The 23,257-nt window shown below is 68.2% G+C and carries 21 protein-coding genes; 8 read left to right on the top strand and 13 right to left on the bottom strand.

From position 1 onward, the window contains the following. Window positions 1–77 precede the first annotated feature (77 nt). Window positions 78–1,085 carry a L,D-transpeptidase gene (locus tag IJ15_RS0117500; protein ID WP_031939640.1) on the top strand — a complete coding sequence of 336 codons (1,008 nt, stop codon included), beginning with the start codon at window positions 78–80 and terminating at the stop codon, window positions 1,083–1,085. Between the two features lie 60 nt (window positions 1,086–1,145). Here IJ15_RS0117500 and IJ15_RS0117505 read toward each other — a convergent pair whose 3' ends face one another. Continuing rightward, window positions 1,146–1,592: a hypothetical protein gene (locus IJ15_RS0117505; RefSeq protein WP_156112135.1), complete on the bottom strand. Its 447-nt coding sequence runs from the start codon at window positions 1,590–1,592 to the stop codon at window positions 1,146–1,148. Between the two features lie 121 nt (window positions 1,593–1,713). Between IJ15_RS0117505 and IJ15_RS0117510 the strand changes: the two genes are divergently transcribed. Continuing rightward, entirely contained in the window at window positions 1,714–2,040 is a 327-nt protein-coding gene (locus tag IJ15_RS0117510) for a YnfA family protein (RefSeq protein ID WP_031939642.1), read from the top strand. A gap of 15 nt (window positions 2,041–2,055) precedes the next feature. On the opposite strand, the gene IJ15_RS0117515 is transcribed toward IJ15_RS0117510, so the two are convergent. The 12 genes from IJ15_RS0117515 to IJ15_RS0117570 all read right to left on the bottom strand — a co-directional run bounded on the left by IJ15_RS0117515 (window position 2,056) and on the right by IJ15_RS0117570 (window position 17,206). Continuing rightward, window positions 2,056–3,522 (bottom strand): APC family permease, encoded by a 1,467-nt coding sequence (locus IJ15_RS0117515; protein WP_031939643.1) that lies wholly within the window; start codon window positions 3,520–3,522, stop codon window positions 2,056–2,058. Between the two features lie 189 nt (window positions 3,523–3,711). Next, the gene (locus IJ15_RS0117520; protein WP_031939644.1) at window positions 3,712–5,670 is read right to left on the bottom strand and encodes a M13 family metallopeptidase; all 1,959 of its coding nucleotides are present in this window, start codon (window positions 5,668–5,670) and stop codon (window positions 3,712–3,714) included. A 74-nt stretch (window positions 5,671–5,744) separates the two neighbouring features. Further along, window positions 5,745–6,644, bottom strand: a complete 900-nt coding sequence (locus IJ15_RS0117525; protein WP_331281032.1) for a type IV toxin-antitoxin system AbiEi family antitoxin domain-containing protein — start codon at window positions 6,642–6,644, stop codon at window positions 5,745–5,747. A 73-nt stretch (window positions 6,645–6,717) separates the two neighbouring features. Further along, window positions 6,718–7,707, bottom strand: coding sequence for an intradiol ring-cleavage dioxygenase (locus IJ15_RS0117530; RefSeq protein WP_031939646.1), 990 nt, complete (start codon window positions 7,705–7,707; stop codon window positions 6,718–6,720). Between the two features lie 99 nt (window positions 7,708–7,806). Beyond that, window positions 7,807–8,667, bottom strand: a complete 861-nt coding sequence (locus tag IJ15_RS0117535; protein ID WP_031939647.1) for an intradiol ring-cleavage dioxygenase — start codon at window positions 8,665–8,667, stop codon at window positions 7,807–7,809. 13 nt (window positions 8,668–8,680) lie between these two features. Then, the gene (locus IJ15_RS0117540) at window positions 8,681–9,607 is read right to left on the bottom strand and encodes a PaaI family thioesterase (RefSeq protein WP_031939648.1); all 927 of its coding nucleotides are present in this window, start codon (window positions 9,605–9,607) and stop codon (window positions 8,681–8,683) included. 39 nt (window positions 9,608–9,646) lie between these two features. Beyond that, window positions 9,647–10,558: a PaaI family thioesterase gene (locus IJ15_RS0117545; RefSeq protein ID WP_031939649.1), complete on the bottom strand. Its 912-nt coding sequence runs from the start codon at window positions 10,556–10,558 to the stop codon at window positions 9,647–9,649. Between the two features lie 44 nt (window positions 10,559–10,602). Then, window positions 10,603–11,367, bottom strand: a complete 765-nt coding sequence (locus tag IJ15_RS0117550) for a pirin family protein (protein WP_031939650.1) — start codon at window positions 11,365–11,367, stop codon at window positions 10,603–10,605. A gap of 211 nt (window positions 11,368–11,578) precedes the next feature. Then, the gene (locus IJ15_RS0117555) at window positions 11,579–12,544 is read right to left on the bottom strand and encodes a pirin family protein (protein ID WP_031939651.1); all 966 of its coding nucleotides are present in this window, start codon (window positions 12,542–12,544) and stop codon (window positions 11,579–11,581) included. Between the two features lie 128 nt (window positions 12,545–12,672). Continuing rightward, window positions 12,673–15,240 (bottom strand): helix-turn-helix transcriptional regulator, encoded by a 2,568-nt coding sequence (locus tag IJ15_RS0117560; RefSeq protein WP_031939652.1) that lies wholly within the window; start codon window positions 15,238–15,240, stop codon window positions 12,673–12,675. 204 nt (window positions 15,241–15,444) lie between these two features. After that, window positions 15,445–16,254: a FadR/GntR family transcriptional regulator gene (locus IJ15_RS0117565; RefSeq protein WP_051919086.1), complete on the bottom strand. Its 810-nt coding sequence runs from the start codon at window positions 16,252–16,254 to the stop codon at window positions 15,445–15,447. A gap of 148 nt (window positions 16,255–16,402) precedes the next feature. Further along, window positions 16,403–17,206, bottom strand: coding sequence for a hypothetical protein (locus IJ15_RS0117570; RefSeq protein ID WP_031939654.1), 804 nt, complete (start codon window positions 17,204–17,206; stop codon window positions 16,403–16,405). A 312-nt stretch (window positions 17,207–17,518) separates the two neighbouring features. On the opposite strand from IJ15_RS0117570, the gene IJ15_RS0117575 reads away from it, so the two are divergent. From IJ15_RS0117575 to IJ15_RS0117600, 6 genes are all read left to right on the top strand, one after another. Next, window positions 17,519–18,298 (top strand): class II aldolase/adducin family protein, encoded by a 780-nt coding sequence (locus tag IJ15_RS0117575; protein ID WP_031939655.1) that lies wholly within the window; start codon window positions 17,519–17,521, stop codon window positions 18,296–18,298. Window positions 18,299–18,348: 50 nt separating this feature from the next. Next, window positions 18,349–19,464, top strand: a complete 1,116-nt coding sequence (locus IJ15_RS0117580) for an alpha-hydroxy acid oxidase (protein WP_269321486.1) — start codon at window positions 18,349–18,351, stop codon at window positions 19,462–19,464. Beyond that, window positions 19,457–20,443 (top strand): NAD(P)-dependent oxidoreductase, encoded by a 987-nt coding sequence (locus tag IJ15_RS0117585; RefSeq protein ID WP_051919091.1) that lies wholly within the window; start codon window positions 19,457–19,459, stop codon window positions 20,441–20,443. Before IJ15_RS0117580 ends, IJ15_RS0117585 begins: the two co-directional genes overlap by 8 nt. Beyond that, entirely contained in the window at window positions 20,440–20,952 is a 513-nt protein-coding gene (locus tag IJ15_RS0117590) for a DUF7700 domain-containing protein (RefSeq protein ID WP_031939658.1), read from the top strand. Before IJ15_RS0117585 ends, IJ15_RS0117590 begins: the two co-directional genes overlap by 4 nt. Before the next feature lie 229 nt (window positions 20,953–21,181). After that, on the top strand, window positions 21,182–22,066 hold the full coding sequence (locus IJ15_RS0117595) for a VOC family protein (protein ID WP_051919094.1): 885 nt from the start codon (window positions 21,182–21,184) through the stop codon (window positions 22,064–22,066). A gap of 14 nt (window positions 22,067–22,080) precedes the next feature. Further along, a complete protein-coding gene (locus tag IJ15_RS0117600) occupies window positions 22,081–23,256 on the top strand; it encodes an acyl-CoA dehydrogenase family protein (RefSeq protein ID WP_031939660.1) in 1,176 nt (391 codons plus the stop codon). Window position 23,257 lies beyond the last annotated feature (1 nt).

Consider the following 23,257-nt stretch of genomic DNA (forward strand, 5'->3'; position numbering starts at 1 on the left):
TGTCTAAATGAGATGTATCGGGCGTCCGCCGATCGCGGTGGCGCCCGCACGGTGTCGTCGAACGAGGGGATGGGCGCATGACCGGGAAATCGATCGCAGGACAGGGTTCGAGACGCTGGTTCGCCCGAGCCGCCGCTCTCGTCGTCGGGGCCGCCGCGGCAGGCGCCGTGTTGGTGGCCCCCGCACAGGCCGCGCCACCGGCTCCCGGCAGCGCGGAGATCCCCGGCCTCCAGCTGCCCACCTTCGCCCTTCCCGAGGTGAAACTGCCGCAGCTCCCCACACCACCGTTGGTGCTGCCGCCGGGATTCGAACTGCCGCGCGAGGTGCAGGCGTTCCTGCCGCCGGGACTGGTCGTGTCGGCCCCGCCGCCGATCGGTCCCGCGAACTTCTCGGCACCGTCGCTGAACCCGGCACCCGGCGAGGTCGTCGGCGTCGCGCAGCCGATCATCATCCGCTTCAACGAGCCGATCGGTGACCGCGCCGTCGCCGAGCGCGCCATCCGCGTCACCACCGATCCGCCGGTCGAGGGACACTTCTACTGGACAGGCGACAAGCAGGTCCGCTGGAAGCCCACCCAGTTCTGGCCGGCCAACATCCAGGTCAGCGTCCAGGCCGGCGACTCGCACTCCACGTTCTCGATCGGCGACGCCCTCGTCACCGTCGCCGACGACAACACCAAGCAGATCACCGTCACCCGCAACGGTGCGGTCGTCAAGACGATGCCGACCTCGCTCGGCAAGCCCGGCTACGAGACCCCGAACGGCACCTACATCGTCGGCGAGAAGTTCCGCGACATGTACATGGACTCGTCCACGTACGGGGTGCCGATCGACTCCCCCGAGGGCTACCGCACGTACGTCGAGTACGCGACGCGAATCTCCTACAGCGGCATCTTCGTCCACGCCGCCCCGTGGTCGGTGGGCGACCAGGGACACCGGAACGTCAGCCACGGCTGCCTCAACGTCAGCACCGAGGACGGCAAGTGGTTCTTCGAGAACGCCAGGAAGGGCGACCCGGTGATCGTGCAGAACACCGCCGGCGGAATCCTCAGCGGCGCCGACGGGCTGGGGGACTGGAACCGCTGATCTGACGTTCGAGAAAGCGCTGCGCGAGTACGACACGCGCAGCGCTTTCGTCGTTCGGCGTCAGCTGGACGCCACAGAGCCGCGGTTGTGCAAGATCTGTGTCAGCGTCGTGATCGCTATGAATGCGGCGGTGATTCCGAGCGGAAGGGCGAGGGTCGGCACGGATTCGAGCGTGCGCGCGACCGGCAACGTCCCGGACATCAGCATCGGGCCACCCGTGCCCCGCAGGCAGTCCCAGTGCCGCGGACTGTTCGGCGGTGGCCCGAACCATGGAAGTCGCATGCCGCGGTTTTCCAGATGCATTCGATGCTGGCCGGCAACCACGAGGCCGGCGCCCACCGTCATCATCGTCGCGCCCAGAATCACGGCCGCCGGGGACGGACGAACCAGCACCGCAACAACACTCACAGTAGCGACGGTGATCGTCGATGCAACGACCCACCAGCCGGAGTTGCGGCCGGGCCGGCCCTCGCCCCGCGCAGGTCGCACCGGAGGAATCGCATCCATCGGCCTATCCTCCCAACCGGTGCGCGGAATCTCAGGGCTTCACGATTACTGGACAATCTGCCCGGTCCGGACAGCAACCGTCGAGATCTCCGGCGGGAGGATCTGGCGCATAATCCCTTCCATGACCGTGACACGCTCGATCCTGCTGTTCGTCCTGGCCGCGCTGTTCGAGATCGGCGGGGCCTGGCTGGTGTGGCAGGGCGTGCGCGAGCAGCGCGGCTGGCTGTGGGTCGGTACCGGGATGATCGCGCTCGGTATCTACGGCCTGGTCGCGACACTGCAGCCCGACGCCAACTTCGGACGCATCCTCGCCGCGTACGGCGGTGTGTTCGTGGCGGGTTCGCTGCTGTGGGCGGTGGTGATGGACGGCTTCCGGCCCGACCGCTACGACATCATCGGGGCCGCGATCTGCCTGTGCGGCGTCGGCGTGATCATGTACGCGCGCTAGGGCGTTCACTCGCCGTCAGTGCTCGAATACGCTGACGTCGCCGGGCTCGGTCTCGAGCACGTCGCGGTGGAATCGCCACAGCCACACGAAGTACACCGCGCCGACAACGATGAGGCCCACCACCAGCGCCACCGGCACACGCGCCTCCGATGGTGACACGACCACGAACAGCACGATCACCATCCACACCAGCGCGCCGATCGCCACCGGCAGTTCGAACCGCCCGAGGTTGAACGCGCCGACCTTGCGGTCCAGCCGCCCGCGGACCGCCAGATACAGCACGATCGTGGCGCCGTAGACGATCACCGTGAGGATCGTCCCGGCAACGATGAGCTTCAGCAGCGCGTCACCCGGCAACGCGAGCATCAATACGACCGCGACGACGCAGATCAGGATGGTCGCCGGAACCGGGGTCTGCGTGCGCGGATCGATCCGCCGCATCAACTGCGAGGCGGGAAAACGGGAATCGCGGGCCATCGCGAAGACGATCCGAGAGCACGCGGCCATCGTCACCATCCCGGCACCGAAGAAGGCGAACGTGATCGCGATCAGCAGGATCCGCTCCACGACTGGGCCGAGCTGATCGCGCATGATCGCCGCGACCGGGGAGGCGCTCTCGCTGATCCGCGGGACGTCGTCGATCGCGACGGTGAGCGCGATCAGAAACACGAACCCCAGCAGCGATGCCGCCACGACCGACCCCACGATTGCGCGCGGGACGCTGCGGAAGGGATCCTTTGCCTCCTCCGCGAGGTTCGCCGCGGCGTCGAAGCCCACCAGCGTCGCCAGGCCCATGATCATCGCGCCCATCAGTCCGCCACCGATCGCGAAGTAGTCGGGTGCGTTCTCGGTGACACCGCGCGAGGTGAGATTGTCGACCGCCCCGTTGCCGGTGACCACCACCGCCACGACGAGCGCGATCGTCAGCACTGTCACGATCACCAGTTCGAGTCCCACCGCGCTCGCGTTGATCATCGCGACGATGCGGGTCGAGAACACGACGAGCAGGGCCTGCGCGAGGACCATCGCGAGCGTGATCAGGCGCGCGGTGCCCTCGTCCTCCGCGATGCCGAACAGCGGCATGAACGCCTGGCTGGCCAGGGCGTTGTCGACCGCGACGACGCCGAACGACAGGTAACACACGGTGAGCCAGCCGAACCCCCAGCCGATCCTCGGGTTCGCCAGCCGCGACGCCCACTGGTATGTGGAGCCGCTGAGAGGGATGCGGGCGGCGAACTGGGCGTACACGAGCGCCACCAGGATCTGTCCGGCCGCGACGACGACCCAGAGCCAGATCCCGACCGGCCCCGCGTTCTGCAGGACGTCGTCGTACGTACCGAAGATGCCGACCGCCACCGAGATGAACGCGAACGAGATCGCGAACACCTGAAACGACCCGAGTGTCCGCTTCAGTTCCTGGTGATAGCCACTGTGTTCGACGGACTCCGAAGGGGTTTCGGGGCCGATGGGAACCTCTGCCACCGCGGTCACCTCATCGTCGATGGAGAACGTCAATGGAGCACTACGGGATCGAAATTCGGTCCGTTCCCATGGTGCTCCCCACGGATCCGCCTGTCAGCGTTGGTTCGACTGCCTAAGTTCCTCGTAGTCCACGACAAGGGCGGGCCGCCGGTCACGGGACCGGCGACCCGCCCAGGTCGGAACTGCGAACTACCAGATCTTGACGCGCTGGTCGGGTTCCAGATAGAGCTCGTCGCCCGGCTTCACGTCGAATGCCTCGTGGAAGCTGTCGAGGTTGCGGATGACGCCGTTGCAGCGGAACTCCGGCGGCGAGTGCGGGTCGACCGCCAATCGCCGCAGTGCCTCCTCGTTGCGCGCCTTGGTCCGCCACACCTGCGCCCAGCCGAAGAACACGCGCTGCAGTCCGGTCAGTTCGTCGAGCACCGGAACCTCGGTGCCTTCGGTGGCGATGCGGTACGCCTCGAGCGCGATCGACAGGCCACCCAGATCGCCGATGTTCTCGCCGATCGTGAACTCGCCGTTGACATTGTGCCCCGGAAGGTCCTTGGGCTCGAACTCGTTGTACTGCTCGATGAGTGCCTTGGTGCGCTTGCCGAACTCGGTGCGGTCGTCGTCGGTCCACCAGTCGACCATGTTGCCGTCGCCGTCGTACTTGGCGCCCTGATCGTCGAAGCCGTGCCCGATCTCGTGCCCGATCACCGCGCCGATACCGCCGTAGTTGGCGGCGTCGTCGGCCTCCGGATCGAAGAACGGCGGCTGCAGAATCGCTGCGGGGAAGACGATTTCGTTCATGCCCGGGTTGTAGTACGCGTTGACCGTCTGCGGGGTCATGAACCACTCGTCACGGTCGACCGGGCCGCCGAGCTTGGCGATGTCGCGATCGTGATCCGCGGCGTAGCCGCTGCGGTAGTTGCCGACCAGATCGGCCGGGTCGATCTCGACGGCCGAGTAGTCACGCCACTTGTCCGGGTAGCCGATCTTCGGGGTGAACTTCTCGAGCTTCGCGAGCGCGGCCCGCCGAGTCTCCGGGCTCATCCACTCGAGGTCGGAGATGTTGCGGCGGTACGCCTCCTGCAGATTCGCCACCAGTTCCTGCATGCGCGCCTTGGACTGCGGCGGGAAGTGGCGTTCGACGTACTGCTTGCCGACGGCCTCACCGAGCAGGTCCTGCACCAGCGAGACGCCGCGCTTCCACCGTTCACGGTTCTCCTGCGTGCCGCTGAGGGTCTTGCCGTAGAAGGCGAAGTCCTCCGCGACGATCGCCTCCGTCAGGTAGGGCGCCCGCGAATGCAGGATCTTCCACGTCGCCCACGCCTTCCAGTCTTCGATCGGACGCGACGTCCACAGCTCGGTGAACGTCTCGACGAAGGTGGGCTGGCGCACCACGATCTCGGCGAGCTGCTCCGGCGTCGCCTCCAGCCCGGAAATCCAGGCGGCCCAGTCGAATCCGCTGTACCGGCTCTGTAGGTCGTCGAGCGTCACCAGGTTGTAGTTCAGCTCCGCGTCCCGACGCTTGACGACGTCCCAGTGGCCGGCGGCGATCGCGGTCTCGAGGTCGAACACGCGCTGCGCGTCGTACTCGATCCCGGCCAGTTCGAACATCGCCCGGATGTGCGCCAGGTACGCATCCCGGATCTCGGCGTAATTGTCCTCGCGGTAGTACGACTCGTCGGGCAGCCCGATCCCGGACTGAATGAAGTGCACCAGGTAGCGCGCCGAATCCTTGGCGTCGGTGTCGACGTACTGGCCGATCGCGCCGGCCACGCCGGTGCGCTGCAGGCCCCCGAGGATCCCCGCCAATTCGGACAGATCCTTCGCGTTCGCGACCGCCGACAGCTCCCCGGCGACCGGGGACAGCCCGGCAGCCTCGACGGCGTCGGCGTCCATGAAACTCGAGTACAGGTCGCCGATCTTCTGGGCGTCGGTGCCGTGCGCCGCGCCGGACTGGGCCGCCTCCTGGATGAGCGTCTTCACGTCCTCCTCGGCCCGGTCGTACAGCGTGCGGAACGCGCCGTCCACCGCACGGTCGGCCGGGATCTCGTACTCGTCCAGCCACTTGCCGTTGACGTGCACGAACAGGTCGTCCTGCGGGCGCGTGCCCGTGTCGAGATGGGTGAGATCGATGCCGGAATGCTGCGCAGTCGTCATGGCTCCATCTTTACACCGCGTCGACGGAGTCGGCCGATCCTGAAGGATTCCTCTCGCCAGGCGACGGAAATCCTTCAGGATCGGCGCGCGAGTGCCCGGCGGATCTGTGCCAGCACGTTCTCGGGATCGTTGCGGAGGTGATGCCACGTGAACCGCAGGACGTGCCAGCCGGCGTTGACGAGGACGTTCTGCCGTTCCGTGTCGCGGTTGAACCGTTCGACGTCGCGGTGCCACGCCCAGCCGTCCACTTCGATCGCCACTCGTTCGGACGGGAACGCGACGTCGATCTCGAAGCCGCAGCTCATCACGTGAGGACGCCACCCGGTGAGCCCGTGCCGCCGCAGCAGACGGTGCAGCATCCGCTCCGCCTCCGACGCGCCGCCCTCCCCGGCGGCGTGAAGCATCAGGCCCGCGTCCGCACTGCCGCGACGACCGAGGTGTCGCTGGTGGACGGCCTCGAGCGCCGGCAGTGTCGTGTGCCGTTGCAGCGCGCGGTCCATCAGCGCCGAACCGTCGCGCAGTTCGACGGCGGCCTCGAGCACCGACAGCGGAAGACCCGTCACCCGCAGGTGCCGACTGGTGGAGGTGTCGACCCAGCCCAGGTCGCGGCGCCGAATCCGGACGCCGTCGCGTCGAAGCACCGATCGGGAGGTGGGGATGGTGACCCGCTGCTGCTGCGGCGGACGGTCGAGCAGTCCGTGCCACCACGCGGCGCTCGGACCGCACGCGACCGCGCCCTCTCCGGCGGCGTACACCGCAGTGCGCAGCGACACCGCGGCGGTCACGGTGCGATCGGCGCGCAGGTACACGCCCGTGCTCAGGCGCCGCCATTCGCCGGACTTGACGCGTCGGGTCACGGCGGCGTCGGTCATGCCCGCGTCGACGGCCTGCGCGAGTGTGATGACGCCGTCCTGCCGGGCCATCGTCGCGTGAATGCGGTGCAGCGTCATGCCCGGTTGGACGGCGGCGGTCACACATCGGTTCCCGCCGGTGATCCTGAAGGATTCCTCTCGCCAGGCGACGGAAATCCTTCAGGATCAACGGGCGTCAGGCGTCGATGCCGAGATTGATCGCCGCCAGCATCCGATCCGACTGTCGCGACGTCGCCATGAGGCCGGCCTCGTCGAAGATGCCGTCGCCGGCGTTGCGGGTGTCGCGGCCGGTGTGGTCGGTGTACGGCGAGACGGTGGAGAACACCTCGTCATTGAGGGCATCGTCGAAGTACAGCTGCGTGGTGAGGATGGTCTTCTTGTCGACATGCACCTTGAGATGGATGTGCACGGTGCGGCCGGTGTACCAGCCGGGGAAGATCGTCGTGAAGCGCACGATGCCGTCGGCGTCGGTGGTCTGCGCGCCGCGCAGGTAGGTGCCGTCGTCGGTGGTGGTCGCCTCCTGGTCGCCGACGCTGTACGAGCCGTCCGACGTCTCACCCGATCCGCCCATGCCACCCATCCCGCCCTGCGGCGGCTGACCGCTCCGGCCACCCGGACCACCTTCCGGCATTCCTTCCGGGGGCGTACCGCCGGGCGGCGGTCCGCCCATGCCGCCACCGGGCCCGCCCATGCCGCCGCCCTGGTTGGCGGCGACGGAACCGGACTCGAAGCCCGAGTACACGCCACCGGCGTCGCAGTGCCAGATTTCGACGACCGCGTTCGCGACCGCGCCCGCGCTGCCGTCGGCGCTGCAGTTCACGAGGTCCTGCACCCGCATCGCGAGGTTCAGCTCGAGGCCCGGTCGGTCCTCGCGGATGTCGCTGCGGATCGAGTCGACGTCGAACCAGTACGGGCCCTGCGTCTCCTCGACCGCCATGACGCATCGCGGTGCCTGGTCGAGCAGGGCCAGCAACTGCGCGTCGACGGTCCCGGTCGAGCCCGCCGACGACGCAGAGGACGCAGCCGCCGACGTCGTGGTGGCCGTCGAAGAACCACCGCCACCACTACAGGCCGCGAGCAGTCCGGTCAGGCTGACGGTTCCGCCCAGCGCCAGCGCCCGACGTCGGCTGATCCGCAGCCGGCTCAGTTCCACGTCCTTGTTCACGCGGCATCCTTCCTCGCAGCAAATGATTCGAGAACCATCGTGGGCGAGTGGGCTGGTGTGAGGCTGGACGTCCGCTGTGAGTTGCCTGGGAACAGCGAATCAGACGTCGAGCCCCAGATTGATCGCGGCCAGGACCCGGTCGGGTTCGCGGACGGCTGCCATGAGCCCGGTGTCGTGGAAGATCACGTCGGTGTCGTTGCGGGTGTCGCGTCCGGGGTGAGCGGTGTACGGCGCGACGCCGGCGAAAACGGCGTCGCTCAGCGCGTCGTCGACGTACAACTGGGTGGTCAGCACGGTCCGGCGGTCGATGTGCACCTTGAGGTGGATGTGCACGGTGCGGCCGGTGTACCAGCCGGGGAAGATCGTCGTGAACTGGGCGATGCCGTTGGCGTCGGTGGTCTGCGCGCCGCGCAGGTAGGTGCCGTCGTCGGTGGGGGCGATCTGGCCGTCGCCCCGGCTGTACGACCCGTCGGACATCGTGATGATCGACGGGGCGCCGCCGGCGGACGGGGTTCCGCTGTTCGCCGCGACCGAGTCGGCCTCGTAGCCGGAGTACACGCCGCCGGCGTCGCAGTGCCAGATCTCGACGACCGCGTTCGCGATCCCGGGCGCACCGCCGTCGGGGCCGCAGTTCCGCACGTCCTGCACGCGCAGCGCCAGCGCTACCTCGAGGCCCGGCCGGTCCTCGCGGATGTCGCGCCTGATCGAGTCGACGTCGAACCAGTACGGGCCCTGCGTCTCCTCGACCGCCATAACGCAACGCGGTGCGCCGTCGAGCAGCGCCAGCAGTTGCGGATCGATGTCGCTCGGGACCGTGGTGGTCGGTGCGGTGGCCGTCGCCGCACCGTCGGGGTCACCGGCACACGCCGCCAGCAGACCGCTCAGGCTGATCGTGCCGCCCAGGGCCAGTGCCCGACGTCGGCTGATGCGCAGCCGACTCAGTTCCACGTCCCGGTTCATGGGGTGCGCTCCGTCAGAGCAACTGCGCGCTCGCGGCCGCCCGGATCAGGACCTGCCCGGAGCCGTCGATCAGGCGCGATTCGATGAGCGCGAGGCGGCGTCCGGCTCGCACGACCTCGGCCTCGGCGCGGATGTCGGGACCGTCGATGGCGGGGGAGCGGACGAAGTCGATGCGCAGGTCCAGGATCCGGTACTGCTGATCGGTCGCGGTGAGAGTCTGTGCGACAAGACCGTTCACGAGGTCGGCCGCCGTGATCAGGACACCGCCCTGGATCGAGCCGAGCGGGTTGCTCATCCAGTCCCGCGGCGCGAATGTCGCGGTCAGCGAACCGCGTTCGACGTCCACCAGGCGCAGATCGAGCATCCCGGCGAGCGGGCCGCGGGCGATCTGCTCGGACGCGAGGCCGTCGACGATGTCCAGCCCGGCACGCCCGGACAGTTCGTCGGGGGCCGCGCACGCCTCGGGTGTGGGCACCGGCAGGCGCTGCCCGCTGAGCACGGTGTCGGCGGCGGCGCGCGGGCGCGTGACGAGGACGCCACGGGACTGCAGGACCGCCACCGTGTTGCCGTCACCGTCGTGCATCGCGCCGGCCGCGAGACCCATGTCGGCGTCGAGGTGGACGGCGTCGCCGGTCGCCACCACGAAGCCGTGGGTCGGCATCGGTGCGGCGAGGGTCGCCGACATCTGCGACAGCACCATTCCGGCACCGGCAGGAATCGAGTTGCCCAGCGAACCGCCCGGGCACGCGTCGGCGAGCACACCCACGGATCCGAGGATCGTGTGTCCGCGGTGGTCGTGGAAGCGCGGACCGACCTCCTGCGCGAGCACCAGGTGTCCGGGCCGCACCTCGCGCGCCTCGACGCCCATCAGCAGATTGAGCCGGTCGAGCCGCTCGGGAGGGGTGTCGGTGGCGGGAACGTCCGAGGCTGTCGCGGTCATCGGTCCTGTGTACCACCACCGCGCCCGGTCACCGAACCGCTATCCCAGTTGCACGCTCGCCCGAGCGGACACGAGCAGTCCGCCGTCCGCGCTCGACAGCCGGGTCTCGATCAGCGCAAGCCGCCGACCCGCCCGGACGACCTCGGTGTCCACGCGGATCGGGGGACCGTCGACGGCGGGGGAGCGGACGAGGTCGAGGTGCGCGTCGAAGGTCCGGAACGAGGTGCCCGGTTCGGTGAGTGTCTGCGCCGCGAGTCCGGCGGCGAGGTCGGCGACCGTCAGCAGCGCACCGCCCTGCACGGTGCCGATCTCGTTGCTCATCCATGCCCTGGGGTTCATCTGCGCGGTGACGGTGCCCCGCGCCGCCTTGACGACTGTCAGATCCACCAGGCCGGCGAGCGGACCGCGGCGCACGCTCCCGACCGCGATGCCCTCGACGATCGCCAGTCCCGGCATCGTCGAGAGTTCGTCCTGAGGCGTGGCCGTCTCGGGTTCGGGGACGACGAGGTCGGCAGCGGGACCGTAGTGCAGGTCGACCTGCGACGGTCGGGAGACGACGAAGCTGCGGGCACGCAGTACCGCGGCGACCCGGTCGTCCGCACCGCGGATATCGCCGCTGCTGACGCCGGTGCCGGCGGCGAGGTCCAGGTGCGTCGTCGACGCCGACGCGGTCACCACGCCGGTGCGGGGAAGCGGCGCGGCGGCTGTCACGACGAGCTGCGAGACCACCGTGCGACTGCCCGCCGGCACCGACGCGTAGAACGCACCGGCGACCGCGTCGTCGGCGACGACCCCCACCGATCCGAGCGTCGTCCGCCCGGTGTGGTCGTGGAACCGGGGGCCGACGGACTGTTCGAAGCGGGCGCCCGCCGCATTCATTGCGAGGGTCTGCACGCCCATCACGGTGTTGAGCGGGTCGATACCGCGCGGCGCGGTGGAAACCGGTGTCATGCCCTCCTCGTTACCAGGGGGATGGGCGACGGACTCGCGGGTTCTCAGCCGCCGAGACGGGCGTGCATCTCCCAAACCAGGATCTCGGCACCGATCTCGGAGGTGACGGACTGCCCGCCGGACGAACTGAGCCGGACGGCGTCGCCCTCGTAGAGGGTGCCGACCCCCTCCATCTCCGCGGTGCCCTGCGCCACGAACACGTGCACGAAGGGCGCCTCCGGGATCCGCACCGCCTTGCCGGGCTGCAGGCGCGCGGCGTGCAGCGACGCGTACTTGTTCTTGATGCGGATCGCCGCGTGGTCCCGATGCTGCGGCATGCCCGACGCCACCGGCACGAGCCCGCCGGCGAGCAGCTCGTCGTCGATCTCGAGCTGTTCGTATCCCGGGGTGATGCCGGGTTCGTCGGGTGCGACCCACATCTGGACGAAGTGCACCGGTTCGGTGTGCTCGTCACCCTGCAACCGCCACGAGTCGTTCTTCTCCGAGTGCAGGATTCCGGTGCCGGCGCTCATCCGCTGGGCGAGGCCGGGGTAGATGATGCCGGAGTGGCCGATGGAGTCCTGATGGACCAGCGATCCCCGCAGCACCCAGGTGACGATCTCCATGTCCTTGTGCGGGTGAGTGTCGAAACCCTGTCCGGGGGCGACGATGTCGTCGTTGTTCACCAGCAGCAGACCGTGGTGGGTGTTGTCCGGGTCGTAATGATGGCCGAACGAGAACGAGTGCTTCGAGTCCAGCCACTGGATCCGGGTCTTCAGGCGGTCGCCCGAGCGGTGGACGTCGATGTGGGGCGTGGTGAGAGCGGGCATGCGGTCCTCCTCGGTGACAGTCGCGTTCGGGGCTTTCGCGCTGTCGCGTGACCAGCGTACGAAGTGCAACCCGTCAGCGCCGAATCAGTGGTGTCGAATCGGTGTCGGAGTGTTCACAGACGAGTGACGGGCGAACCGATCGCCGAGGCGAGGAAATCGCCGTGGTCCGTGATCAGTTGCCCGCCACTGTCATTGGTTTCGGTCTCCCGGATCAGTCGAGTGACTCGTGCGAGGCGGGGATGGAACCGAGGCGGCCGGCCTGGAAATCCTCGAACGCCTGCATGACCTCGGCCTTGGTGTTCATGACGAACGGACCGGCCATCGCGATGGGTTCGCGGATGGGCTGCCCACCGAGAATGAACACCTCCAGCGACTCGGTGCGCGAGTCCTGCGTGTCGGCGGCCGCGATCGTGATCGAGTCACCGCGGCCGAAGACGGCCGTCTGGCCGGACGCGATCGGCCGACGGTCCGCGCCGACGAATCCGTCGCCCGCGAGGACGTAGACGATCGCGTTGAAGTCGCGGTTCCACGGCAGGGTCACACTCGCGCCCGGCGCGACGGTCGTGTGCGACAGCGCGATCGGGGTGTACGTCGAACCCGGCCCCTGGTGCCCGGCGACCTCGCCTGCGATCACCCGGACCAGTGCGCCGCCGTCGTGGCTCGAGAGGAGTGCGACCTTGCTGCCGGAGATGTCCTGGTAGCGGGGTGCGGCCAGCTTGTTGCTCTTGGGGAGGTTGACCCACAGTTGGACGCCGTGGAACAGGCCGCCGCTCATCACGAGGTGTTCCGGCGGGGTCTCGATGTGGAGGATGCCGCCGCCGGCGGTCATCCACTGTGTGTCGCCGCCGCCGATGGTGCCGCCGCCTCCGTTGGAGTCCTGGTGCTCCATGATCCCGTCGATCATGTAGGTGACGGTCTCGAAGCCGCGGTGCGGGTGCCACGGGGTGCCCTTCGGCTCACCCGGCGCGTAGTTCACCTCGCCCATCTGGTCCATGTGGATGAACGGGTCGAGGTGGGCCAACTCGATGCCGGCGAAGGCGCGGCGGACGGGGAAGCCCTCGCCCTCGTAGCCGACCGGGGCCGTGACGATGCCCAGAACGGGACGATCGGCGGCAGCCGGGTCGGCCGCCTCGATGCGGGGCAGCGCGAGGATGTTGTCGACGGTCACGGCAGGCATGGAGCCCTCCTCAGATCTATTAGTTGATGATTCAACTAGTGCACCGTAACTCAACACCCCAGGAACGGATCTATTCCCCGCCCGATGTGGCCCCCGAACATGCCGGGTTCAGCCCACGAACCTTCGGGTCAGCCCGCCGGTTCGGGCGGGGCGCCGATGAGCCCGAGCCGGGCCGCGGTGAGCAGCGCATCGGCGCGCGAATGGACGCCCAGCTTGCGGTAGACGCTGCGCAGCTGGGTCTTGACGGTGTTCTGGGAGACGAACAGCGTGCCGGCGATCTCGGCGACCGACGACGTCGACGCCAGGACATTCAACACCGCGGACTCACGGTCGCTCAGGTCCACCAGCTTGATCAGGTCCGGGAAGACCGCCGACTCGGGAGGCGGAACCGCGGCGAGCCACTGCTCCGGCAGTGCCACGCCCAGCGCCGACATCTGTGCGATGCGTCCGGACGGCAGTGACGCGAACGGGCGGACCAACCCGGTCTGGCCGAACAGTGCGACCGCCCGTTGCAGCATCGACCGGGCCTGGGTCTCGTGCGACAGATCCAGGTGGGCGGCGGCCTGGATCAGTGCCGACTCCATCCGGATCCGCGGATGGGTGCAGTCGGTGACGGCGGGTCGCACACAGTCCGCCAGTGCTGCCGCCGGGTGTCCGCTCGAGAGGTTCATGCGAGCCCGGGCCATGTAGGTCCACGGACCTCGGCCGTGTGTCTTCTCGACGGTTCGCCAGGCTTCGTTGCCTCGCCCCAGCGCCGAGTACAGGTCCGCCTCCGCCGCGGTGAGCAGGCGCGCCGCGATCGATCCGGGAGTGAACCAGCGTTCGTAGACCGCGATCGCCCGGTGCAGGCGGTCGAGTCCCGCTCCGGCCTGCCCGGTCACGAGTTCCAGCTGGCAGTGCGCGTACAGCGCGAACGCCCACAGCTCCTCGTCGTCCGGCAGGGCGCCCAGTTCGGCGAGGGCCTTGGCCGCGACGTCGAGTTCCATCCGGTCCAGCGCGACCAGCGCACCGGCCACGAGGCCCCCGACCCGGACCATCGAGGCGACCCAGGCCCCGGCATCCGCGTGCCGGCGTTCCCGCTCGAGCCAGGTCTCGGCGTGGCCCAGCTCGCCGGTCAGCGCGTAGTTGAGTGCGAGGCTGCCGGCGGCGTTGCGGGCCACGAACTCGGTTCCGGCCGGGCGGGTGCTGGTGTAGGCGCGGCGGAGTTCGGCCGACGATCGGGGCAGGTCGCCGTGCAACTGGTGCGTGATACCCCACTGCAGACGCAGCAGGGGAAGGAATGCCGCCACCGCGTCAGGCTGCACCTCGACCGTGCGGTCTCCGAGCTCCGACATCCGCGTCGTCAGCTCCGACGCCTGGGTGAAGTTGCCGGCGATCCGCAGGATGAACGACTGCACGCTGCTGACCGAGAGCACGTCCGCGACCGCGGGGCCGCGCGCCGCCACGTCGACGTCGACGGTCGCCGGCGCGAGATCGGGCAGCTGAGCGGAATCGGTGCCGAAGCGCAGGAACAGTTCCCGGCCGGCCCGGATCGTGACGTCGTCGGCGGCCACGTCCTCGGGCAGTCCCGCCAGGCTGTCGCGGACCAGGCGGAAGTGTCGCGAGATCAGATCCACCCAGTTGGCTTTGAGGATCGACACCGCCTGCTCCCAGTCCCGCCCGTCGACGGCGTAGGTGAGCGCCTGAGCGGCATCGCCCTGCTGCATCGACCACCGGGCCAGGTCGCTCGACGCGCGCAGCGGGCCCTCGGGGGCCTCGTTGCGGACCTCGCGCATCAGGGACTCGCGGATCGGCGGGGGGTACCGCCATTCCGTGTCCTTCGGCCACGGCAGACGGACGAGCACACCGGCCGCTTCGAGCTCCCGGAGCCGATCGGCGGCGCAACCGTCCGCGTGATCCTCGGTCAACATCGCGGCGACGTCGACGGTGAGGGTCTTCGCTGCCGACGTCGTCAACATGAAGTCCCGCAGCTCCACGAGGTCCGGATCGCCCAGGATCTCCCTGTCGACGTAGCGGTCGATCGATCGTTCCAGGGCTCGGCGGGCGAGTTCCCGACTCTCCTCGTAGTCGGTGCCGAACGGGCGGGCGACGGAGACGGCGGCCCGCACGAGCGCCGGGAGTCCCGCCGTCACGGTCTGAACCGTTTCGAGGAGATGCGGCGCCAAATCGATTCCGCGAGCCTGCAATACGGCCTGCGATTCGGCGGGAGTGAACAGCAGATCCGTGGGGGCGATCGTCAGCCCGTCGACGTCGAGCATCGTGGCGTCGTCGAAGAAGGCCGTGGACCGGGTCGTGACGACGACGTGCAGGCGGTCGTCACCCTCGAGCAGGTCGAGGACACGGGACTCGGTGTCCGGGTCCTGGAGTCGGTCGACGTCGTCGAGCAGCAGGACGATCGGGTCGTCGGGGTCACTCTGGGGCGTCGCGTCGATTTCCCGGGACACACTGTCCCAGTAATCATTCGGTGACACGTCCGGCGCCGGGGTGCCCCGTTCGATCACCGTTCCGGTGAAGTCGGGTCGTGCCCGGGCCCAAGTTCTCAGGAGCACGGTCTTTCCCGCGGCGCGCGGCCCGCGGACGACGGTCAATGCCATCGGTTTCGACAACAACTCGAACAGGCGCGGGCGGTTCAGCAGGAATCGCTCGGCCCGCGGTGATCGCCCGCCGGCCTCGATTGCCGATCGATCAGCTGCCACAGCCCCCACTCCCCATGTCCACCGACCCCCGTCGGTGCGATTGGTTCGCACCCGCTGCGAAACCTTTGCGTGCACCTGGTCACGAATCGTAGCCAGGTGCACGGACAGCACATGTTGTCACAGGCGGTCGGGGTCCGGGTGGGGAATGCGCGCCGGGCCGGGCGGGCGTCGATTCGGAAACGACGGCGTTGCAGGGCCTCGATCTCAGCTGGACGTCGCGATGAACCGCTGACGTGCGGCGGTCGGCGAGATGGAGACGTCTTCGTTGCCGTTCTCGGTGGGGTACTGCTGGGAATGGGTCAGGTGGTGCAAGGCGAGTTGTCTGGCCTTCTCGGCTTCACCTGCGGCGATGTACTCGATGAGCAGGCGGTGTTCCTCGAGCGCCTCGAGTCGTTCGGCTCGTGGAATATCCGTCAGGTGCTGGTCGCGTTGGGCCCAGGACGACTCGTGCGAGCTCCACAGTGACTCCAGGGCTCCCGCGAGGATGCCGAGCGACTCGTTTCCGCACAGATCGACGATGGCTTCGTGGAACAGTCGGGACAGGGCCGTGACCTCCACGAGGTTGTCCACGACCTTCAGGGAGCGCTCGTGCAGCCGTCGTAGTACCGGAAGCACTTCCCGGTCGCGGTCCTCGCGCAGCGCGCAGGCTTCGGCGCAGCTGGGTTCGACGGCGCGGAGCGCTGCGGCGATGTCGCTGATGTTCACCCCTCGACCCGACAGCGCCAGGCCGAGTGTGTACGCCACGTGCTCGGCATCCGGGCGATGCACGACGGCGCCCCCGATCGCGCCGCGGCGTACCGTGATCATGCCCTCGGCCTCCAGGACGCGGACCGCTTCACGGAAGGTCGGTTTGCTGACCGCGTAGTGGGTGCGCAGTGTCTCCTCGACGGGGAGTTCCGTGGCATCGGCCAGATCGCCGACGAGCAGGCGTTCTCGCAGGTCATCGGCGATCTGCTCGGCCAGTCTGGCGAACCGCACGCCGGTGGTGGGTGGTCCGCCAACGGAATTGTTCATGACTTCCTCTCTGCAGCAGCAGCGTCAGCAGGTGGACGGACGGGGTGATGTTTCACCAACCTACGACCGTGTCGTCCCGTTGTGCGCAACCGGGTAGTTTCGACCGAGTTCGTGGGCCGACGGCCGCGCCCTGTTCCGCCGGTCTCACTCATCCGGACACCTCGTCGAACCAGTCCCACTTCCATGGCGTGATGGTTTCCATCGCGCCACGGAATTCGGTGCGTCCGAGAAGGTCGTCGAGTGTGGCGAGGATGGAGGGGTGGTCCGAACGCAGTCTCGCCAGGACGACGGGTGCGGGGTCGACCTCGGTGGCCGCGACGATCACCCGAAGCCGGTGTTCCTCCGTCGTTGCCGGTGCCGACTCCCGGCTCGCCCATTCGGCCGGCGCCAGGCCGGAGTCGCTCTCGAGGCACCAGACGGTCGCGATGCCGGGCACTGCTGCCATGGCGGGGACGACGTCGTCGAGTTCCCTGCGGTTCCGTGCATGCACCTCGGTCCGGGGCGAGCACTCGGGTACCGAGGTGACGAACAGCAGGAGTCCGGTGTTGGGGCGGAAGCACAACGATCGCGCCGACATCCTGGAGCCGGGTGACGCTGCGGTGCCGGCCAGGCGGAAGAAGCCCATGTAGGGGCGGTCGAGCAGATCGATGTCCGGACGGCGGCCCTCCCGGTGGGACTGTTCCGCGAAGTCGGCCCAGGTCTGAATGCTGGTGGTGTGCGGGCCGTCGAGCCAGTACAGGTTGGCGTAGTGGAAGTCGCTGAACGATCCGCGTGCGTCGGCGTCTGCTGCTGCCGCCGGGGGCAGGACGAACCGCTCGCCCCATGCGACGCCGGCCAGGGCCAGGTTCTCCGGCCGATGGTCGAGCTGATGCCACTCGTTCGCGGCGCGATGCGACTGCGGGTCGCGTGCCGCCGACAGGCTCAGGAATGCGATCTGCGGAGCTGGTAGCAACTCGGGTACCTCCCTGGGAATCGTTTGAATGATTCTCACAATAGACGGGCGGTCTACTGGGAGAACAACTCGCAACTGGTGACGATCAGGCTAACAAGGTTGACATGGTCACCTAAAAGATTTAGAACATTATTCGACCGTGCTCCCTACGTCTCACAGATGTGCCGCAGGGATGGGTGCGGCGACTCGGGAGGCGGGCGGCGACCTCGTCTCCGAGAAAGAAAGCGCGTGCCCGAGTTGCCCCGGCGCCGACGCGACCCCGTCCGGTCGCGCAGCGGCCGATCCGATTCATCCACACAGGAGGAAACACCCATGACTGCACCCGACGTACCGCGCAAGGGCGGGCTGGAAGTGTGGGCTCCCTCGGTGATGCCCCCGGTGACCGCTGAAGTCCTGTCCGACGAGCAGGCCCTGGCACTCGCCTTCCGCTTGCTCGCCCGCGAGGGATTCAGCGAGAACATGGCAGGCCACATCACCTGGCAACGCCCGGGTGACACCGACATGCTGGTGAACCCGTGGGGATTGTGGTGGGACGAGGTGACGGCGAGCGACCTCTGCGTGGTCGACGAGGACGCCCGGGTGGTGTCCGGGCGCTGGGACGTCACCCCGGCGATCCACATCCACACCGAACTGCACCGCGTGCGCGCGGACGCCCGAGTCGTGGTGCACAACCACCCGTACCACGTGTGCGTCCTGGCTGCGCTCGGAGTCCTCCCCGAACTGCTGCACCAGACCGGGTCCATGTACCTCGACGACATGGTCTTCGTGGAGGAATACAACGGAGAGATCGACACGCCACTGCTCGCCAAGGATCTCGCCGAGAAGATCGGGGACGCCAAGGTGGCTGTGCTGGCCAACCACGGTGTCGTGGTCACCGGTGAGACGCCGATCGAGGCGACCTATCGCGCGGCGTCCTTCGAGCGGGTATGTCGACTCGCCTACGACGTGATCGTGTCGGGTATGGAACCTCGCCGGTTGAATAGGTCGATGATGGTCGGAATGAAGGCCTCGCTCCTGGAACGGGCAGCCGAGGTGTACTGGGGTGGCGCAGTGCGGAGTCTGCTGCGTTCCGAGCCTGAGGTCCTCGGCTGAGCCGCCGGACCGGTGCGGCCCGGATCACGTCGGTTCTCCACGCCCGGGAGATTGCCCGGAACCGCCTTCCCCGTGCGGTATTCGACGTGATCGAGGGGGCTGCGGAACGTGAAGTCAGCGCGCAGCGCAACCTGGACTCCTTCGCCACGTCGACGTGGCGGCAGCCCGTGGGGGTCCGCGCGGACACGGTCGACACCGGTTGCGAGGTGCTCGGACAGCGGTTCGCGGCACCGATCCTGACTGCGCCGTGTGGCATGGCCGGGGCGGTTCATCCGGACGCGGAACCGGGCGTCTTCCGGGCCGCGGCGTCGAGGGGTCTCGGATCTGTGCTGTCCACCACCGCGACGCGCTCGCTCGAGACGGTGGCGAAGCAGGGTGGCCACGACGGTGGTTGGTTCCAGCTGTATTTCCTGGGAGGGCGTGCCGGAGCCGAGGAACTGCTCGACCGCGCCGCCGCGGCCGGATATCGGAATCTCGTTCTCACACTGGACACTTCGGTGGCCGGTATTCGTCCGAGGGACGCCCGACACGGGCTGTCGCTGCCCATGAAGTGGCGAGTGCCTCCGCTGCTCCGACTGTCGCCGCAGGTGCTCGCCCGTCCTCGCTGGCTCGCCGGCGTGGCGCGCTCGCCGTCCACGCTGGGCATGGGCAACGGGGTGCGTTGCATGCCAGGTGGCGGACTCGCGGAGCTCTTCGACGACGTTCCTACCTGGGCGGACATCGCTTGGATTCGTGAGCGGTGGCGAGGGCCGGTGTTGGTCAAGGGGATCACCCGGCCCGAGGACGCACTCAGGGCCGTGGCCGAAGGCGCCGACGGCGTCGTGGTCTCGAATCACGGCGGCCGGCAGCTCGACGGTCAGCCGGGTGCGCTGCACAGTCTCGCCGATGTGCTCGGCGTGGTGGGCGGGCAGGTCCCGGTGCTGATGGATGGCGGAGTGCGAACCGGCGCCGACGTGGCGAGGGCGGTCGCGCTCGGTGCCGACGCAGTCCTGGTGGGCCGTGCCTACCTGTACGGCCTGGCTGTTGCCGGCAGCGCAGGTGTGGGGCGGGTGCTGGATCTGCTCGTGGGAGAACTCGAGCGGACCATGCGACTGCTCGGCGCCGCGGACCTCGCGCAGCTGCGTACCGTACCGATCGAGCTCGACGGGAGGCGCGACCGTGGATGATCGACCGAGCTTGCTCGTCCGTGAACCCGCCGGACCCCGATCGGCCGAGCGGATCGCGCGTTTCGTGGCCGCGCTGGCCGCAGAACATCCGCAGTTCCGGGTGCTGACCTGGGACCGGGCTGCGGACGACGGGGTTCTCGAGTCGTGCCGGGTGCTACTCACCCAGCAGCTTCGGCTCGAGGAACTGGACGCCGTGCCGCACCTCCGGTTCGTCCAGAGTCAGACCACCGGGGTCGACCATCTGCCGCTGGCCGAGCTGGAGAAGCGATCCGTGCGGGTCGCCAACGCGGCTGGCACCTCGGCCACCGAGATCGCCGAGTTCGTCCTGGCGCGGATTCTGGAGGACGCGAAACGGCTCCCGGAACTGGCGGCGGCACAACAGCACAGCAGATGGACGCCGATGTACGGCAGTGGATTGCGTGGTGCCGAGGTGCTCCTCCTGGGATTCGGTGCGATCAACCAGGAGGTTGCGCGACTGCTGTCGGTGTTCTCCGCATCGGTGCGCGTGATACGTCGCCGACCCTCCGATCGACCGGGCCCGGGCGTAGTCGCGGAGCACTCGGACAGTGACCTGGACGATCTGCTGTCCCGTGCCGGTGTCGTGGTCTGCGCGGTCCCGGACGGGCCGGAAACCCGTGGCCTGCTCGACGCGCGTCGGCTGGCGCGACTACGAGACGGTGCCCTCGTGGTGAACGTCGGCCGCGGGAGTGTGCTCGACGAGGCGGCCTTGGCGGCGGAGTGTGCTGCAGGCAGGATCCGTGCGGCCCTGGACGTGTTCACCGTCGAACCGTTGGCCGAGGCCAGCCCGTTGTGGTCCACACCCGGCATCCGGATCTCGGCCCACAGTGCGAGCGTCCCGGCTCGCGCGCTCGAAGGGGTCGAACGTTTGTTCCGAACCAACCTCACCCGATTCCTGCGCGGTGAGCACCTTGTCAACCAAGTGGCAGGCCCTAGGGCCGGCGAAGGAGTGAAGTCATGAACGAAACCGCTTCCGGTATCGAGGCATACCAGCTGGGTCGCAGCTTCGAGGTCATGCCCATCCCGATGGATCCCGAGTTCTGCCAAGAGATTCCGGCCGGACCGGTGACCTTCGTCGTCGAGTCGCGGCGGCTGTCCGACGAGGCGATCAACACGAACGCACTGGACCGCGGCCGACCCGATCAGACCTACGACACGGGTATCGACGACGGTGGTGCCTGCGTGCACGTGTGCGGCAGTGCGGACGGGCGCGAATGGCTGCGGTTCGACTGCTTCGACAACGAACCGCACTACCACTACGTTCGCCACAACGAGCAGCGCAACGTGGTCGTCCGTTTCGATCAGTTCGCCGAGGGGGACCCCGAGGCGTGGACGCTGGACCGGTTGCGGACCCGACTCCCGGCGATGCTGCGCCACGCGGGCGCCGAGGAGTTGGCGGACGTCGTGGCCGGCGCCGAGTTGGGTGGTGCGGTGGACGAGGTGGCAGAGGTCCTGCGCCGACTCCGCTGACTGCGCTGACTGCGCTGACTGCGCTGACTCCGAGGACTCCTCAGGATCCCTGAAGGCATTTAATCTTCTAGAAGATCTTGTCATAATCAGGTCCATTGCCTAGAGTATGGCGTGAGTCACCCTCCCTCATCTGCGCAGTATGACGCAGATCTACCATCTTCTCGCACTTGTCGGTGTCCTGTACCCAAATTTAAGTGCTAGAAGATTGAGATGTTAAAAGAGGTCACACATGAAGGTTCATTCGCTCGGCTATCTGGTCGTCAACTCCACCGACCTGGGTGCTTGGCGCGAGTTCGGCACTCAGATCCTGGGTCTGGCCCCCGGCGTCCGAAACGATGACGAGGAGCTGTGGCTCCGGGCCGACGAGCGGTGCCAGCGCATCGTGATCCAGGCTGCCGACGTCGACGGGGTCGAGGCCATCGGGTGGGAGATGCGCAACGACGTCGAGCTCGAGCAGCTCGAGGCCGACCTCGTTGCTGCGGGCGTCGAGTTCGAGCGCGTCGACGGACTCGCGGCCGGCCGGGGTGTCGAGGACCTGATTCGCGTGGTCGATCCGGCCGGCTATGTCCTGGAGTTCTATTGGGGCATGCAGGTGGCGCAACAGGCGTTCGTTTCGCCGGTGGCGGTCAGCGGCTTCAAGACCGGCGCGCAGGGGCTCGGTCATGTCGTTCTCGCAGCAGCGCCGTTCGAGGAGAGCAACCGCTTCTACCGCCGCACGCTCGGCTTCGGACTCACGGACTTCGCCGACATGGGTGGCACGCCCGGTCACTTCCTGCACACCAACGCCCGGCACCACAGTCTGGCGCTGATCGGTTGCGACCGCACTGCCTGGTTCGTTCACGGTGGGCTCATCCACCTCATGGTCGAGATGCAGGACCCCCGTGACGTCGGTCGTGCCCACGATCGGGCGCAGGCCGCCGGCTGCGAGTTCTTCGAGACGCTCGGTCAGCACGCCAACGACGAGATGTTCTCGTTCTACGTCAATTCCCCGGCAGGCTTCCCGATCGAGGTCGGCGCCGGTGCGATCGAGGTCGACCCCGACACCTGGACCTCGGTCAACATCCCCTTTCCCGACATGTGGGGCCACCAGGTCCTCGGTGTCCCCGAGCAGTGAGTGAGACAGAAAAGATGACGACGGCGGTACTCGACAACCTCGAGAAGATCAAGGACCGGATCGGCGAACTTGCCGAGGACGCCGAGACTCTCGGCAAGCTGCCCGACGAATCGGTGCAACTGGTCAAGGGCACCGGACTGACGCGGATGCTCCAGCCGAAGCGGTACGGCGGCCTGGAATCCACTCCGGGTGAGTACATCGAGGCGGTCATGGCCGCCGCCTCGCTGGGCTGCTCGGCCACCGGCTGGGTCGGCGGTGTCGTCGGCCTCCATCCGTGGGAGGTCGGCGTCATGGATCCCCGTGTGCAGGAAGAGGTGTGGGGCCAGGACGAGGACGCCTGGATCGCCTCGCCCTACGTGGCGTTGGGTCGGGCCACCCGGGTCGACGGCGGTTACCGCTTCAGTGGCCGCTGGGCGTTCTCGTCCGGTAGCGATCACGCGTCGTGGGTCCACCTCGGCGGGTTGATCCTCGACGAGAACGGTGATGCCCTCCCCGGTGACCACCACTTCCTGATTCCCCGAGGGGACTTCGAGATCGTCCCCGACTCGTGGAACACCGTCGGGCTGCGCGGGACGGGCTCCAACGACATCGTCGTGAAGGACGCCTTCGTTCCCGAGTATCGGGTGCTCGAGTACTCGACGGTCGTGGACGGCACTGCGGCCGCGGCGGTGGGGCTTGCCGACAACCCCCTGTACGGGATGCCCTGGTTCAGTCTGTTCGGCAATGCCGTCTCGGCGACGGTGGTAGGCATCTGCGAGGGCTCCCTGGCGGCCACGCTCGACTACCAGCGGGAGCGGGCCGACGCCTTCGGCACCAAGATCACCGAGGACTCGTTCACGCTGCCCAGCATCGCGGAGGCAGCCTCCGAGATCCGGGCGAGCCGACTGCAGATCCTCGACAACGTCAACCGCATCTACGACGTGCTGTCGAAGGGCGGCGTCCCTTCGAAGCAGATGCGCGCCGCATCGCGTCGCGATCAGGTCCGTGCCAGCTGGCGTGCCGTGGAAGCGGTCGACAGCCTGTTCTGCCGCACCGGCGGAAACGCGATCCGCGCGGACAAGCCCATGCAGCGACTGTGGCGTGACGCGCACGCCGGCCTCAACCACGCCGTCAATCTTCCGGGACCGACCTACCAGTTGGCTGCCCGGGCACTGATGGGGATCGAGCCCCCGGAGGGCGCGCTCATCTGAG

Source organism: Prescottella defluvii (assembly GCF_000738775.1).
Classification (GTDB): Bacteria; Actinomycetota; Actinomycetes; order Mycobacteriales; family Mycobacteriaceae; genus Prescottella; species Prescottella defluvii.

What these genes read in the sequence shown, in the direction of transcription:
- IJ15_RS0117500 (WP_031939640.1), top strand. Translation starts at nt 78, where the DNA reads ATGACCGGGAAATCGATCGCAGGACAGGGTTCGAGACGCTGGTTCGCC.
- IJ15_RS0117590 (WP_031939658.1), top strand. Translation starts at nt 20,440, where the DNA reads ATGAACGAAACCGCTTCCGGTATCGAGGCATACCAGCTGGGTCGCAGC.
- IJ15_RS0117520 (WP_031939644.1), bottom strand. Translation starts at nt 5,670, where the DNA reads ATGACGACTGCGCAGCATTCCGGCATCGATCTCACCCATCTCGACACG.
- IJ15_RS0117565 (WP_051919086.1), bottom strand. Translation starts at nt 16,254, where the DNA reads ATGAACAATTCCGTTGGCGGACCACCCACCACCGGCGTGCGGTTCGCC.
- IJ15_RS0117510 (WP_031939642.1), top strand. Translation starts at nt 1,714, where the DNA reads ATGACCGTGACACGCTCGATCCTGCTGTTCGTCCTGGCCGCGCTGTTC.
- IJ15_RS0117555 (WP_031939651.1), bottom strand. Translation starts at nt 12,544, where the DNA reads ATGCCTGCCGTGACCGTCGACAACATCCTCGCGCTGCCCCGCATCGAG.
- IJ15_RS0117600 (WP_031939660.1), top strand. Translation starts at nt 22,081, where the DNA reads ATGACGACGGCGGTACTCGACAACCTCGAGAAGATCAAGGACCGGATC.
- IJ15_RS0117545 (WP_031939649.1), bottom strand. Translation starts at nt 10,558, where the DNA reads ATGACACCGGTTTCCACCGCGCCGCGCGGTATCGACCCGCTCAACACC.
- IJ15_RS0117505 (WP_156112135.1), bottom strand. Translation starts at nt 1,592, where the DNA reads ATGGATGCGATTCCTCCGGTGCGACCTGCGCGGGGCGAGGGCCGGCCC.
- IJ15_RS0117550 (WP_031939650.1), bottom strand. Translation starts at nt 11,367, where the DNA reads ATGCCCGCTCTCACCACGCCCCACATCGACGTCCACCGCTCGGGCGAC.
- IJ15_RS0117535 (WP_031939647.1), bottom strand. Translation starts at nt 8,667, where the DNA reads ATGAACCGGGACGTGGAACTGAGTCGGCTGCGCATCAGCCGACGTCGG.
- IJ15_RS0117595 (WP_051919094.1), top strand. Translation starts at nt 21,182, where the DNA reads ATGAAGGTTCATTCGCTCGGCTATCTGGTCGTCAACTCCACCGACCTG.
- IJ15_RS0117575 (WP_031939655.1), top strand. Translation starts at nt 17,519, where the DNA reads ATGACTGCACCCGACGTACCGCGCAAGGGCGGGCTGGAAGTGTGGGCT.
- IJ15_RS0117540 (WP_031939648.1), bottom strand. Translation starts at nt 9,607, where the DNA reads ATGACCGCGACAGCCTCGGACGTTCCCGCCACCGACACCCCTCCCGAG.